Genomic DNA, 13,798 nt, shown 5'->3' with positions numbered 1-13,798 from the left:
GGAACACGTTCCTGTTTCGGCTTTCCGTTCCTGCGAGGGGGACTTCAGCATGCATTCCGCGCCCACCTGGGACCCAGAGCAGTACCTCCGCCACGCCGGGCACCGCACCCGTCCCTTCCTCGACATGCTCGCCCGCATACCCGCGCTGCCCGCGGTCGGCCGCCCCGCCCGGATCGCCGACATCGGCTGCGGCCCCGGCAATGTCACCACACTGCTCGCCGACCGGTGGCCCGACGCGCACATCACCGGATTCGACCTCTCCCCGGACATGCTCGCCCAGGCCGAGAAGGAATACGCGGGCACCACGGCAGGCGGCGGCTGGCTGGACTTCCGACCCGCCGACGCCGCGCACTGGACCCCGGACGAGCCCTACGACCTGATCGTCTCCAACGCGGCCCTCCAATGGGTGCCCAACCACCCCGAGTCGTTCGCCGTCTGGCTCGACGGTCTCGCCCCCGGCGGCACCCTCGCCTTCCAGGTCCCCGGCAACTTCACCTCCCCCAGCCACGCCCTGCTCAGTGAACTCTGCGAAACCCCGCAGTGGCGCGCCCGCCTCGGCGACCACGGCCGGCGCTATGTCCACATCCTGGAGCCCGCCGACTACCTCACCCGCCTCGCCGACCTCGGCTGCGACGCGGACGCCTGGGAGACCACGTACCTCCAGCTCCTCGGCGGCGAGGACCCGGTGCTGGACTGGGTGAAGGGCACCGCCCTGCGGCCCGTGCTCACCGAGCTCGCGGACGACCCGGCGGCGCAGGAGGAGTTCCTGGCCCAGTACCGGGACCTGCTCCGCAAGGCGTACCCGCCCGGCCCCCACGGCACGGTGTTCCCCTTCCGGCGGATCTTCGCCGTCGCACGGAAGGTGGCGTGACCCGCTCTCCCGGGGCCCGGCCGTCCCCGGGAAACACGAAGCGCCCCCGCCGGGGGCGGGGGCGCTGCACGGTCTCACACGGGATCAGTGCAAGGACGCGTACGTGTTCCAGCCGGTGCCGATCGAAACGCGCGGCTTGAACGGGCTCTTGCCGTCGGCCTCGTAGCGGTAGAGCGTGCCGCCGGAGGTGGTCGCCAGCAGGTCGGCGCGACCGTCGCCGGTGATGTCACCGGGCGCCACCAGCTTGTTGTAACCCTGCCAGCCGCTGCCGATCAGCTGCCGGGAACCGAAGACCCAGCCCGCCTGGCCGCGGCCCTTGTAGAGGTACAGCTGGCCGGCGGGGGTGCGGGCCACGATGTCGGCGAAGCCGTCACCGGTGATGTCGCCGGCGCCGACGATGGCGTTGTAGCCGTTCCAGCCGGTGCCGATCTTGATCCGGGGAGCCACGGCGGTCCCGCTGCCGTTGCCCTGGTAGAGCCACAGGACGCCCGAGGAGTCGCGCGCCAGCAGGTCGCCCTTGCCGTCACCCGACAGGTCGCCGGGGCCTACGAGGGCGTTGTAGATCTGCCAGCCCTGGCCCAGGTAGGCGCCCTCGTAGCCGTACGACAGGTTGTAGAGGCCGCCGTCGTAGACCTCGAACAGGTCGGCATAGCCGTCGTTGTCGACGGACGAGGACAGCGTCAGCTTCGCGCCCTGCCAGCCGCTGCCGAGCTGCTCGCGCGCGCTGAGCCGGCCGTTGTTCAGGGCGTGGTAGGCGTAGAGCACGCCGGACTTGTCGACCCCGAAGACCTCGCGCTTGCCCCACGCCGGATTGTTGCCCGCCCCGGCGAACTGGGACACCCCCTCCCAGCCGGTGCCGAGCTCCTCACGGGGCTTGAGGTTCCCCGTGCCGTCGGCGATGTAGGAGTAGATCGTGCCGGAGAGCGAGCGGCCGACCACGTCACCGAGACCGTCGCCGTCGATGTCGTCGAAGCTGGTGATCGTGTTGTAGATCTGCCAGCCGTGACCCGTCTTGACCCGATCCTTGAACGGGCGCTGGGCCTCCGCGGTGCCCGAGTAGAAGTACAGGTCACCGGAGGGCGTGCGGGCGTACAGGTCCGCGATCGCGTCGCTGTTGACGTCGTTGACGCCGACGATCTGGTCGTAGGCCTGCCAGCCGCTGCCGACCTTCACCCGCGCCGACAGTGGCGTGGACAGGTCCGCGGTGCCCTTGTACAGCCACAGGTCGCCGCCGTGGGTGCGCGCCAGCACGTCACCGACGCCGTCACCGGTCAGGTCGCCGGGCGAGAACACCTTGTTGTAGATGTTCCACCCGCTGCCCGACCAGAAGGAGTAGCCGCTCGTGAGGTCGGACCGGTACGCGGTGAGCCGGCCGGTCGTCGACAGGGTGAAGTGCGTCGGGCTCTCCGGCGCCGCGGACTGCAGCCCGGCGAGGGAGAACACGTCCTTGAAGGACTCCTCGGTGTAATCGAAGAGGTACTCCCCGCCCTCGGAGGCCGAGGCCTCCAGCCACCACTGACCGCCGATGCCCCGGTACAGGACGTCGCTGATGCCGTCGCCGTCCACGTCGCTGCGCGGCCGCGCCACGGCGAGCGCCGCGTCCGCCGAGGCGGCGGAGCGGTCCTTGTCGCTGCGCAGGTTCGGCAGGGTCACCTGCGCCCGGCCGGCGTCCGCCGCCGGCTTCTCGGCCGGCAGCGGCCGTACGGGAGCGTCGTCCGCGCTCGCCGGGGTGGCGAGGAGCATGCCCGCGGCGAGAGCGAGTGCCGTGCAGGCCGCGATGCGCCGACCCGTCGGCGCGGGACGGCGGCCCAGGTTCACAGAAGTCAAAGTCCCCCCAGGGAAGATGATCGCTTCACGGTCCGATCCGGGGCCGTGGCACTGCTTAGACGATCAACAGGGGTGGAGGGATGTACGGGAAAACGGGTCAGTTCTTGCGGTGACCTATCAGCCTCGGCTTCGGCTCCAGACCGTCGAGCCCGTGCCACGCCAGGTTCACCAGATGCGCCGCAACCTCGGCCTTCTTCGGACGGCGCGCGTCGAGCCACCACTGGCCCGTGAGGGCCACCATGCCGACCAGCGCCTGCGCGTACAGCGGCGCCAGCTTGGGGTCGAAACCGCGGTTCTTGAACTCCATGCCCAGGATGTCCTCGACCTGGGTGGCGATGTCGCTGATGAGCGAGGCGAACGTGCCCGTCGACTGGGCGACGGGCGAATCACGCACCAGGATGCGGAAACCGTCCGTGTACGCCTCGATGTAGTCGAGCAGGGCGAAGGCCGCCTGCTCCAGCAGCTCACGCGGATGCCCGGCGGTCAGCGCCCCCGTCACCATGTCGAGCAACTGGCGCATCTCGCGGTCCACCACGACCGCGTAGAGCCCCTCCTTGCCGCCGAAGTGCTCGTACACGACCGGCTTGGACACCCCCGCCTTGGCCGCGATCTCCTCGACGGACGTTCCCTCGAAGCCCTTCTCCGCGAAAAGGGTGCGGCCGATGTCCAACAATTGCTCACGGCGCTCCGCGCCGGTCATGCGTACCCGTCGGGCGCGCCTGCCGCCCGACGCCCTGGTCTTGTCCGGACTGCCGATACTTCCGTCACTCGCCACGATGTCAATCATGCCGCGTTTACGGCATCGCCCTTGCGGCGGGCTTCGCCGGAGTCGTCGCGGCGGGCGTCGAGACGGGACTGCTGCGGCCAGCGCACGTCGTAGGCCCAGCCGGCCTTCTCGAACCAGCGGATCAGCCGTGCGCTGGAGTCGACCTGGCCGCGCAGCACGCCGTGCCGCGCGCTCGTCGGGTCGGCGTGGTGCAGGTTGTGCCACGACTCACCGCAGGACAGCACCGCCAGCCACCACACGTTGCCCGAGCGGTCGCGGGACTTGAACGGGCGCTTGCCCACGGCATGGCAGATGGAGTTGATCGACCAGGTCACGTGGTGCAGCAGCGCCACACGGACCAGCGAACCCCAGAAGAAGGCGGTGAACGCGCCCCACCACGACATCGTCACCAGACCGCCGACCAGGGGCGGGATCGCCAGCGACAGGATGGTCCAGTAGATGAAGTCGCGCGAGATCCGGCGGAGCGCCGGGTCCTTGATCAGGTCCGGTGCGTACTTGTGCTGCGGCGTCTGCTCCTCGTCGAACATCCAGCCGATGTGCGCCCACCACAGGCCCTTCATCAGCGCCGGGACGGTCTCGCCGAACCGCCACGGCGAGTGCGGGTCGCCCTCGGCGTCCGAGAACTTGTGGTGCCTGCGGTGGTCGGCCACCCAGCGCACCAGCGGTCCCTCGACCGCCAGCGAACCCATGATCGCCAGGGCGATGCGGAGCGGCCGCTTCGCCTTGAACGAGCCGTGGGTGAAGTAGCGGTGGAAGCCGATGGTGATGCCGTGGCAGCCGATGTAGTACATGGCCACCAGCAGGCCGATGTCGAGCCAGCTCACGCCCCAGCCCCAGGCCAGAGGCACCGCCGCCAGGAGCGCGAGGAACGGAACCGTGATGAACAGGAGCAGAGTGATCTGCTCGATCGACCGCTTGCTGTCTCCGCCCCGGGTGGCCAAGGGGAGAGGGGAGTCCGGAGTGCCGGCTACGTCGTCCAGCAGATCGGGGCTTGTGGTCATGTGTGTTCCCAGGGGTGGGGAGAGGGACGGACGCCTGGCTACGGATCCGTAACCTACGGCGACGTAAGTATGGCAGTGCACTGCGGCGCGGCAAGAGACCTGAGGACAACGCCGGAAAAACGGCCACCTATCCTGGATGGCGTCGGACAGCGCGGTCCGCAAGCCTCCAGTACCCCTCCAGACGTGCTCAAACACTGCAAGGAGCCGCACCTGTGAGCAGTGCCGACCAGACCCCCACCGCCAGTGCAGAACTGCGTGCCGACATCCGCCGACTGGGCGATCTTCTGGGCGAGACCCTCGTCCGCCAGGAGGGCCCGGAGCTTCTCGACCTCGTCGAGCGGGTCCGCGCCCTGACACGTACCGACGGTGAGGCCGCCGCCGAGCTGCTGGGCGACACCGACCTGGAGACCGCGGCCAAGCTGGTCCGCGCCTTCTCCACGTACTTCCACCTGGCCAACGTCACCGAGCAGGTGCACCGCGGCCACGAGATGCGCGAGCGCCGCGCCGCCGAGGGCGGTCTGCTGGCCCGCACGGCCGACATGCTCAAGGACGGCGACCCCGAGCACGTACGCGAGACCGTCAGGAACCTCAACGTGCGGCCGGTGTTCACCGCGCACCCGACCGAGGCCGCCCGGCGCTCCGTGCTCAACAAGCTCCGCCGCATCGCCGAGCTGCTGGAAACCCCGGTCATCGCCTCCGACCGGCGCCGCCACGACCTGCGCCTCGCCGAGAGCATCGACCTGATCTGGCAGACCGACGAGCTGCGCGTCGTCCGCCCGGAGCCCGCCGACGAGGCGCGCAACGCCATCTACTACCTCGACGAACTGCATGCGGGCGCTGTCGGCGACGTCCTCGAGGACCTCGCCGCCGAGCTGGAGCGCGTCGGCGTCGAGCTGCCGCCCGGCACCCGGCCGCTCACCTTCGGCACCTGGATCGGAGGCGACCGCGACGGCAACCCCAACGTCACGCCCGCCGTCACCTGGGACGTGCTGATCCTCCAGCACGAGCACGGCATCACCGACGCCATCGAGGTCATCGACTACCTGCGCGGACTGCTGTCCAACTCCATCCGCTACGCCGGAGCCACCGAGGAACTGCTCGCCTCCCTGCAGACGGACCTCGAGCGGCTGCCCGAGATCAGCCCCCGCTACAAGCGCCTCAACGCGGAGGAGCCCTACCGGCTCAAGGCCACCTGCATCCGCCAGAAGCTCGTCAACACCCGCGAGCGCCTCGCCAAGGGCACCCCGCACGAAGAGGGCCGCGACTACCTCGGCACCGCCGAGCTGATCAGCGACCTCACCCTCATCCAGACCTCGCTGCGCGAGCACCGCGGCGGACTCTTCGCCGACGGCCGCATGGACCGGGTCATCCGCACCCTCTCCGCGTTCGGTCTCCAGCTCGCCACCATGGACGTCCGCGAGCACGCCGACGCCCACCACCACGCCCTCGGACAGCTGTTCGACCGGCTCGGCGAGGAGTCGTGGCGGTACGCGGACATGCCACGCGACTACCGGCAGAAGCTGCTCGCCAAGGAACTCCGCTCCCGCCGTCCCCTCGCGCCCACCCCGGCACCGCTGGACGCCGCGGGACAGAAGACCCTCGGCGTCTTCCACACGGTCAAGGAGGCCTTCGAGCGGTTCGGGCCCGAGGTCATCGAGTCGTACATCATCTCCATGTGCCAAGGCGCGGACGACGTGTTCGCCGCGGCGGTCCTCGCCCGCGAGGCCGGTCTGATCGACCTGCACGCCGGCTGGGCCAAGATCGGCATCGTGCCCCTGCTGGAGACCACCGACGAGCTGAAGGCCGCGGACGTCATCCTCGAGGGCATGCTCGCCGACCCCTCCTACCGGCGGCTCGTCTCGCTGCGCGGCGATGTCCAGGAGGTCATGCTCGGCTACTCCGACTCCTCCAAGTTCGGCGGCATCACCACCAGCCAGTGGGAGATCCACCGCGCCCAGCGCAGGCTGCGTGACGTCGCCCACCGCCACGGCGTGCGGCTGCGCCTGTTCCACGGCCGCGGCGGCACCGTCGGCCGTGGTGGAGGCCCCTCCCACGACGCGATCCTCGCGCAGCCCTGGGGCACTCTCGAGGGCGAGATCAAGGTGACCGAGCAGGGCGAGGTCATCTCCGACAAGTATCTGATCCCGTCCCTGGCCAGGGAGAACCTCGAGCTGACGGTCGCCGCCACGCTCCAGGCATCCGCCCTGCACACGGCGCCCCGCCAGTCCGACGAGGCGCTGTCGCGCTGGGACGCGGCCATGGACACCGTCTCCGACGCCGCGCACGCCGCATACCGCAGGCTCGTCGAGGACCCGGACCTGCCGGCGTACTTCTTCGCCGCCACCCCCGTCGACCAGCTGGCCGAACTGCACCTCGGCTCGCGCCCCTCGCGCCGTCCGGACTCCGGCGCCGGCCTCGACGGACTGCGGGCCATCCCGTGGGTGTTCGGCTGGACGCAGTCGCGGCAGATCGTGCCGGGCTGGTTCGGTGTCGGCTCCGGCCTCAAGGCGCTGCGCGAGGCCGGTCTGGACACCGTGCTCGCGGAGATGCACGGCAGCTGGCACTTCTTCCGCAACTTCATCGCCAACGTGGAGATGACGCTGGCCAAGACGGACCTGCGGATCGCCCGCCACTACGTCGACACGCTGGTGCCGGAGAACCTGAAGCACGTCTTCGAGGTCATCGAGGCCGAGCACGCGCTCACCGTCAGCGAGGTGCTGAAGGTGACGGGCAACGACGAACTGCTCGGCTCCAACCCGGTGCTCCAGCAGACGTTCGCCATCAGGGACGCCTACCTGGATCCGATCTCCTACCTTCAGGTGGCGCTGCTCAAGCGCCAGCGCGACGCGGCCGAACGCGGCGAGGAGGCGGACCCGTTGCTGGCCCGTGCCCTGCTGCTGACGGTCAACGGTGTCGCGGCCGGCCTGCGCAACACCGGCTGACGCCGGGGGAATGAAGGGGCCCCCGTCGGCCGCTGCACGTCAGCGGCCGCCGGGGGCACCGTCGTTCAGGCACCGTCGTTCACGGTGCCGTCCTCTCAGTGCTGACGGCCGGCCGTGCGGCGCCGCGCCAGCAGGTAGCCGCCGGTGGCGACGAGGGCCGCGGCCGCGGCCGCGAGCACGCCGATCGGCGCGCCGTTGCCCGTCTCCGCCAGGTCACCGGCCGCGTCGTCGGCAGACGGCGCCGAACCGTCGCCGCCGGCGGGCGCGGAGGCGGCCGGGCTCGACGCGTCGGGCGCGCCCGGCGTGCTGCTCGGCTCCTCGCCGGGCTTGTCGGACGGCGTTACGGACGGCGTCGCGGAAGGGTCGGAGCCCTCGTCCTCGCAGTCGGTCTTGAAGACCTTGTGCTTGGCGCTGCCGTGCTCGCCCTCGAAGTTCCAGAACAGCTTGTACTGCCCGTCGGGCAGCGTCATGTCCGTGGTCCGCTCGTGGCCATCGGCGTCGAGGGTGAGGGAACCGGACTTGACGGTCGTTCCCTTGTCGGCCTCGTTGTTCGCCCAGGCCTCGATGTGCCAGTCGACCTTCTGTCCGGCGTCGAAACCGAAGGCGTCGAGGTAGAAGGTGCAGACCTTCGGCTCGTTCTTACGGAGTTCCTCGCCGGTCTCCGCATCGTGGATCTTCACGGTGCCGTTGTCGCCGGGCGGGGTGGCGAGTGCGGCAGGAGCCGCAGTCAGGGAGAGCGCCGCGGCGGCCAGCAGGGCGCCAGTGGCAGTGAGCGTGCGCATGGGCAGTCCATCGGTGAGAGAGGAAGGCCGTGGGGGGCGGCTCAGCGTCCTGTGAACCGGCGGACCAGTCAAGGGGAGAACCGCCTTATATGCACCAAGACTTCATGCTTGTTCTGAAAATCCTGATAACGATCGGGACAATGCGCCCGCTTCCTCCCGGCCCGAACCGGGCCGAACCGTCACAGCGCCAGGAACGACGACAGCAGTAGCGCCCCGCCCACACCCGCCGCGCCCCAGGCAAGCCGGCTCAGCCGCAGCCCGCCGCCGATCACCAGGGCCGCGAGCAGCAGCGCCCCGCCCAGGGGCACCCACGCGTACAGACCGCCGGCCGGGCCCGTGCGTACCGCCTCGACCGTGCCGGGCTTCAGGACGACGGCCAGCGTGACGCCCTTCTTCACCGCGACGGACTTCTCGATCGTCACGTTCGCGTGGTCGGGCGCCGGGTCCCGGGGCGTGTAGGCGCCCGTGCAGGTGTCGTCGTCGCATCGGGAGACGGTGAGCGTGCCGTGCTCGCGGCCCTTTGAGAGCAGGATGTGCTGGGCAGTGCCCCAGGACGACCAGAAACCTGCGACCAGCAGCAGGAGGGCGACGAGCGCCGTCGCCGCGTTGCGCGCGTGGACCAGTATCCGGCCGGAGGAGTTCCGCTTCATGGGCCGCGATCCTTGGCCATGAGGCTACGCCGGGTCAACCTCGCAGGGTCGGTGGCGAGACCGTACTCCTGTGGTACGGGCGCATTGCCTGCGCCGCGCACGCCCGGGCAGCGGCCCACGGATACCGAGTCGCGCCCCGGAGGAGCACGTGAAGGCGCTCGCCGAAGTCCGCCGCTACTCCTCGCTGAAGATGGCCTCGGCGGAGGCGGCGGTCACCGCGCGACTGAGCCACGTGCGCATCAGCTGCGTGTCGTCGCAGGTGGTGATCCGCTCGCGGGCTTCGTCGGGAAGGTCGAGTCCGCGCTGCTGAAGGACCAGAAGGATGGCATCTGCGAGGCCTTCCGCGCGGCCTTCCGCGCGGCCTTCCGCGCGGCCTTCGTCCCGAATCTCCTGCGAGAGGGGGGAGGTGTAGAAAGAAAGATCCATGGTCACCCGGTTCCTCCACTGCAGGTGTGCCTTCGGCTGGGTTGTCAGCATGAGGACGGCTCAAGCGGCTGCCTGCGCGCCGGCGCGGCAATCGCGGCAGCGGCCCGGCAGCGGGGCGCGGAAGGCGCGGTCGCAGTTGTCGCAGTTCTGGAGCGGGTTGCGGGCTTTGGGTGGGCAAGCGTCGGCAAGGGTGGCGGCAGTAGTGCGGTGAGGCGGTGGGTGAGAAGCCCGGCGGGCTGTTTCAGGTGTTCGGGCAGGTCGGTGGTCAGGGCGTGGCGTACGGCGTCGGGGTGGACGTCGCGTTCGAACCAGGTGGCGACGGCGGGTGCCAGGCGGCGGATGTCGTGCTCGGCCAGCAGCAGCCGAGGTTCGTGACGGCGCAGGCCGGCGAGGAGGTCGGTGGCGGCCCGGTGCCGCTCCGGGTCGAGGGCCTGCGGCTGGGGGAGGAGACGGCGCGGGGGTGGCGGCGGCTCCGTCGCTGCCTTCGGTGCGGGTGCGGGTGCGGGTTTCGGGTCGGGCGGCGCTGCCTCCGGCGGAGATGCCGGGCTCGGGGCAGGCCTGCCCTTCACTTCGGTGGCCGGGGCCGAGGTGGCCTCCGCCGTGGGGGCCGGTTCCGGCACCGGCGGTCGTACGAGCGCGGTCGCGGGCGGTGGCGCTGCTGCCCGGGCGGCGGGAGGGCCGGGGGCGGTGGTGGGTGCGGCGGTGCACGGCCGGTTGTACGAGATCGTCCGTGTCACGACCTTGCCGTCAGGCAGGCGCTCCAGGGTGCGCGACAGGTAGCTGTGGTCCTCCAACTCCCGCAGCGCGGCGGCGATACGGGCCTCGCTCTCCGGGAAGCGGTCGGTGAGCACCTTGATGCCGACCTTGGCCCCGTCGGGCAGCGACTGGATGTGGACGGCGAGCCCGATCGCGGTGAGCGACAACTGCCCGTGCTGGGCGAGGTGGTTGCCGACGATCGTGAAGCGGCTGGTGTGGATCACGTTGACGTGGACCACGCCGAAGGCGGTGACACGGCCGGGAACGCGGGACGTGGCGCGCGAGGGCGCGCTAATCTGCGGGGTATCCATCGGGAAGCCTCTACTTCCTCGGTGGTCAGGCCCTCGATCGGGATTGCGAGTCCCGGCCGGGGGCCGTCGCATGTCTGGGGTTGTCGCCGCGAGCATATGCCCGCCGACCAGGCGTAAATCCAGCCCAATTGGCCGATGTCACCCGCGCGGGTGACGGGGTGGGGGTGGGGTGGGTGGGTTCTTCCCCCGGTCCTTTTCAAGAAGTTCTTACGTCTCTTACGTCGTGCGCCGCCGCGTCGCGGGGAACCGCATCGCGGGGATCCGCGACCCGGCGGCGACGGTCACGACAGCAGGCCGATATCCGCCCAAACCGCCTTGCATGGCACGGGTCCTGGGGTGACGCCCCAGCGGTCGGCGAGCGCTTCGACGATCAGCAGCCCGCGTCCGGATTCGGAGGTGCGGTCGGGTCCAGCAGGCGCGGGCCTGCTCGGCAGGCATTCGCCACGGGTATCGGTGACTTCGATCCGAAGGCGCTTGCCGTCGTCCAGGACGGCAAGGCCGAGACGGAAGTCCCGGCCCGGTACGCGGCCATGAAGGGCGGCATTGGCGGCCAGTTCGGCGACGACATGAACTGCCGGTTCTGATTCGATGCCCCACCGGCTGAGGTGTGCTGCCGTCAGCAGCCGGGCGAGCCGGGCACCTCGGCGCGTAGGGGAGAGCAGCGCGGTGAACTTCCGCACGGGAAAGGACGTGGCGGAGGCCAGATACCCGAAGAAGGTCCGCGACCTGGCGAGGCTGGAGGCGGACGCCGTCGAACTCGGCGCGTACGACAACCACAATGTGAACGGGCTGCTCCAGACCGAGGAGTACGCCCGGGCACTGTACGAGATGCGGCGGCCGTCGTTCAGCCGCGATCAGGTGGACCGCTATGTAGCGGGCCGGATGGCACGACAGGAGATCCTCGAGCGGCAGCCGCTGACGACGCTGACGTTCGTCCAGGAAGAGGTGACGATCAAGCGCCCGCTCGGGGGCGGGGCGGTGGCCCGCCGCCAGCTGGAACATCTGCTGGCGGTCGGCCAGTTGCGGAACGTCGAGATCCAGGTGATGCCGACCGATCGGGAGGATCACGCCGGGATGGGCGGCCAGCTCCAGTTGCTCAAGTTCGACGACGGCACGGCGGTGGCACACTGGGAGGGGCAGTTGTCCAACCGTCTGACCTCCGATCCCAAAGAGGTCCGGATCATCGAGCTGTGATACGGAATCATCCGGGCCCAGGCTCTCAGCCCACGGGAGTCACTGGCCTTCATCGAAAAAGCCCTTGGAGAATCATGACCGGCAAGACGCCAGCCGCAGAAGGCCCCACGCTGAGGTGGGCCAAGAGCAGCTACAGCAGCAACGACGGCCCCGCGTGCGTCGAGGTCGCGGCGGCCACCGGTGCCGTCCGCGTCCGCGACTCCAAGAACCACCGGGGCCCCCGGCTCGGCTTCACGTCCGACGCTTGGACGGAGTTCGTGACGTACGCGTCCGAGGGCTGACGAGCGAAGCTCCGGACCGCGGGTGACCCGACGTCAGATCGGCACACTCATGCCCGTTAGAGTCGCAACGGTGAATGCAGAAGCTGCCTTTGACGCACCGGACGCCCCTGACCACGACCTGCCGATGCTGACCGCCGCACAGGCAGCGCACCTACGGGGACTCGCCGCTCCCTACACCGCCAACGGCCACACCTATTCCCTGCGGAATCTGGCGGAGACGTGCCGCCGGGTACCGGAAGACCGCTGGCCCGAACAGGTGGAGACGCACTTCGCCCGCTTGCGGGCGGCGGGCAGCGGCGGCGAGGACGCCGCGGAACTGCTCAGCGGGGTGCACGCACGGCTGCTGCCCACCGACTCGCTCACCCCCGACCTCGCCGGCGCCATGCGCTACGCGCGCGTGGTCGCCGACGGGCTCGTCTTCGCCTACGCGCTCGACCAGCCCACATCGGTGCGGATCCTCACCGACGCCGACGTGGAACGCGCGGGTCTGGAGCAGCTGGGAGAGGCGGCGTACACGAACCTGATGCGCGTGCCTGTCGAGCATGAGGAAGTGGCCCTCGAGGGGCGGGCGGTCCTGCAGTCCGTGTACGGCGACTCCCCGTTCGTCGCGAGCAAGGCGCTGTTCCTGTCCGAACTGGCCCGGGAGGTAACCGGTGAGGCGCTCCCGGACGCCGGAGCGCTCGTCGTCGTGCCGACCCGGCATCTGCTGGCGTTCCACCCGATCGTTGACGGGTCTGTCGCCGACGCCGTGAACGACCTTGCCCAATATGCTCTCGGCGCCTACCAGGACGGACCGGGTGCACTGTCCCCTCGCGTCTACTGGTGGCATCGAGGAGGCCTGACGTCGCTCACGGTCATCGACACCGCGACCAACACCTTCTCCCTCCAGCCGCCGCCGGAACTGCTCGGCATCTTGAAGGGCCTGGTCCGCCTCGACCGGGCCGGGCGGCTCGCCGGCCGCTCCGCGGTCGCCGCGCCGGACATCGACCTGCTCACACACACCGCGGCCGATTCGATAGCGCGCCTCGGCCAGGACCGGGCCGGACTCGGCGACGCCTTCGCCTCCGCCCTGGAACTCGCCCACGCCCGTTGCGCCGTCGATCCCGACGTGTCGCACGTCGACAGCTGGGACGCGTGGGCCACCGCCGTGCAACTGGGCTCCGCGCTGTTCACGGGCGCGCAGCCGCAGGAATGCCACCTCGGCGGTGAACTCGTACGGCAGCTGCCCGCCGTCCCCGCCCAGCCACCGGCGGACGCCCGCGCCTGGCTTGACGCCTTCTACATCGCCGTCGTGTGCCGGCAGAGCGCCCGCCTCGAGCGGCTGTGCCAGGTGCCGTTGGAGGTCTTGCGTCAGGACGACTCGATCGACGAGTACGTCCTGCACTGGATCGACACGCTGCAGACCTACTGGGCCGAGCGCCCCATGGACGACGTGGTGGAGAAGCTGATCGCCACCATGACGACGTCCGCTCCCGAAGCCGTGACCCGGGCTCCGAAGAACTTCGTGAACCTGATCGACTACCAGCCGGTCGCGCTCTTCCACCGCCTGATCACCCGCGACCGCGACGCCTTCGCCGAAGCGCTGTCCGAAGCTCTCGCACACCACGCCACCTACTGGGGCGACTCACAGGCCCCGCGCGCCCGGGTGGCGCTCGGACCGCTGGCGATGGCGAGCCTGGCGTACGACTACGGGTTCCCGGTCGACCTGAAGCAGCCGTGCCTGCCGACGTATCTGCTCAACCGGGAACGCATCGAGGACATCCCCGGCTGAATACCTGCCGGTTCAGTGGTTGTGCCCGGTGTCCGCCGGTCTCGTGATGGGGACCGATGACGTCACCGACGCTCTTCGGCGACCCGCCGCGTGGATTCCGTGCGGTCGGGTCGTCGAGGCAGCAACGCTCGGCTTCTGCCAGAACGAATGGTTACCAGGGACGTGCCGAGAAGGGAACTCGGCAGGCAGGAGTTCGGTT

General features: G+C 70.1%; 12 protein-coding genes and 1 pseudogene. 5 read left to right on the top strand and 8 right to left on the bottom strand.

Features of this window, described 5'->3' with window-relative positions; translation table 11 throughout:
- Nucleotides 1-49 precede the first annotated feature (49 nt).
- The gene (locus MDN94_RS04610) at nt 50-871 is read left to right on the top strand and encodes a trans-aconitate 2-methyltransferase (protein WP_482724686.1); all 822 of its coding nucleotides are present in this window, start codon (nt 50-52) and stop codon (nt 869-871) included.
- 84 nt (nt 872-955) lie between these two features.
- On the opposite strand, the gene MDN94_RS04605 is transcribed toward MDN94_RS04610, so the two are convergent.
- From MDN94_RS04605 to MDN94_RS04595, 3 genes are all read right to left on the bottom strand, one after another.
- On the bottom strand, nt 956-2,689 hold the full coding sequence (locus tag MDN94_RS04605) for an FG-GAP repeat domain-containing protein (protein ID WP_482727001.1): 1,734 nt from the start codon (nt 2,687-2,689) through the stop codon (nt 956-958).
- A gap of 106 nt (nt 2,690-2,795) precedes the next feature.
- Nucleotides 2,796-3,485: a TetR/AcrR family transcriptional regulator gene (locus MDN94_RS04600; protein WP_482724685.1), complete on the bottom strand. Its 690-nt coding sequence runs from the start codon at nt 3,483-3,485 to the stop codon at nt 2,796-2,798.
- Nucleotides 3,482-4,486, bottom strand: a complete 1,005-nt coding sequence (locus MDN94_RS04595; protein ID WP_482724684.1) for an acyl-CoA desaturase — start codon at nt 4,484-4,486, stop codon at nt 3,482-3,484. Before MDN94_RS04595 ends, MDN94_RS04600 begins: the two co-directional genes overlap by 4 nt.
- 212 nt (nt 4,487-4,698) lie before the next feature.
- On the opposite strand from MDN94_RS04595, the gene ppc reads away from it, so the two are divergent.
- Nucleotides 4,699-7,428: a phosphoenolpyruvate carboxylase gene (gene ppc / locus MDN94_RS04590; protein ID WP_482724683.1), complete on the top strand. Its 2,730-nt coding sequence runs from the start codon at nt 4,699-4,701 to the stop codon at nt 7,426-7,428.
- A gap of 95 nt (nt 7,429-7,523) precedes the next feature.
- Here ppc and MDN94_RS04585 read toward each other — a convergent pair whose 3' ends face one another.
- The 5 genes from MDN94_RS04585 to MDN94_RS04565 form a co-directional block, all read right to left on the bottom strand.
- Entirely contained in the window at nt 7,524-8,210 is a 687-nt protein-coding gene (locus MDN94_RS04585; protein ID WP_482724682.1) for an LPXTG cell wall anchor domain-containing protein, read from the bottom strand.
- Nucleotides 8,211-8,389: 179 nt separating this feature from the next.
- Nucleotides 8,390-8,860: a hypothetical protein gene (locus MDN94_RS04580; protein ID WP_482724681.1), complete on the bottom strand. Its 471-nt coding sequence runs from the start codon at nt 8,858-8,860 to the stop codon at nt 8,390-8,392.
- 174 nt (nt 8,861-9,034) lie between these two features.
- Nucleotides 9,035-9,286 carry a hypothetical protein gene (locus MDN94_RS04575; RefSeq protein WP_482724680.1) on the bottom strand — a complete coding sequence of 84 codons (252 nt, stop codon included), beginning with the start codon at nt 9,284-9,286 and terminating at the stop codon, nt 9,035-9,037.
- A 44-nt stretch (nt 9,287-9,330) separates the two neighbouring features.
- The gene (locus MDN94_RS04570) at nt 9,331-10,353 is read right to left on the bottom strand and encodes a helix-turn-helix domain-containing protein (RefSeq protein ID WP_482724679.1); all 1,023 of its coding nucleotides are present in this window, start codon (nt 10,351-10,353) and stop codon (nt 9,331-9,333) included.
- 281 nt (nt 10,354-10,634) lie between these two features.
- The gene (locus MDN94_RS04565) at nt 10,635-11,033 is read right to left on the bottom strand and encodes an ATP-binding protein (protein WP_482724678.1); all 399 of its coding nucleotides are present in this window, start codon (nt 11,031-11,033) and stop codon (nt 10,635-10,637) included.
- Nucleotides 11,034-11,037: 4 nt separating this feature from the next.
- Between MDN94_RS04565 and MDN94_RS04560 the strand changes: the two are divergent.
- From MDN94_RS04560 to MDN94_RS04550, 3 genes and pseudogenes are all read left to right on the top strand, one after another.
- Nucleotides 11,038-11,625 (top strand): annotated as a pseudogene (locus tag MDN94_RS04560) (DUF5753 domain-containing protein); the annotation flags it as partial.
- Nucleotides 11,622-11,828 carry a DUF397 domain-containing protein gene (locus tag MDN94_RS04555; protein ID WP_482724677.1) on the top strand — a complete coding sequence of 69 codons (207 nt, stop codon included), beginning with the start codon at nt 11,622-11,624 and terminating at the stop codon, nt 11,826-11,828. The pseudogene MDN94_RS04560 and the gene MDN94_RS04555, both read left to right, overlap by 4 nt.
- Nucleotides 11,829-11,898: 70 nt before the next feature.
- Nucleotides 11,899-13,599: an immunity 49 family protein gene (locus MDN94_RS04550; protein ID WP_482724676.1), complete on the top strand. Its 1,701-nt coding sequence runs from the start codon at nt 11,899-11,901 to the stop codon at nt 13,597-13,599.
- Nucleotides 13,600-13,798 lie beyond the last annotated feature (199 nt).

This window comes from Streptomyces sp. WAC00040 (assembly GCF_056835925.1).
Note: the sequence above shows the minus strand (reverse complement) of the source record. Positions and strands in the feature narration are given on the sequence as shown.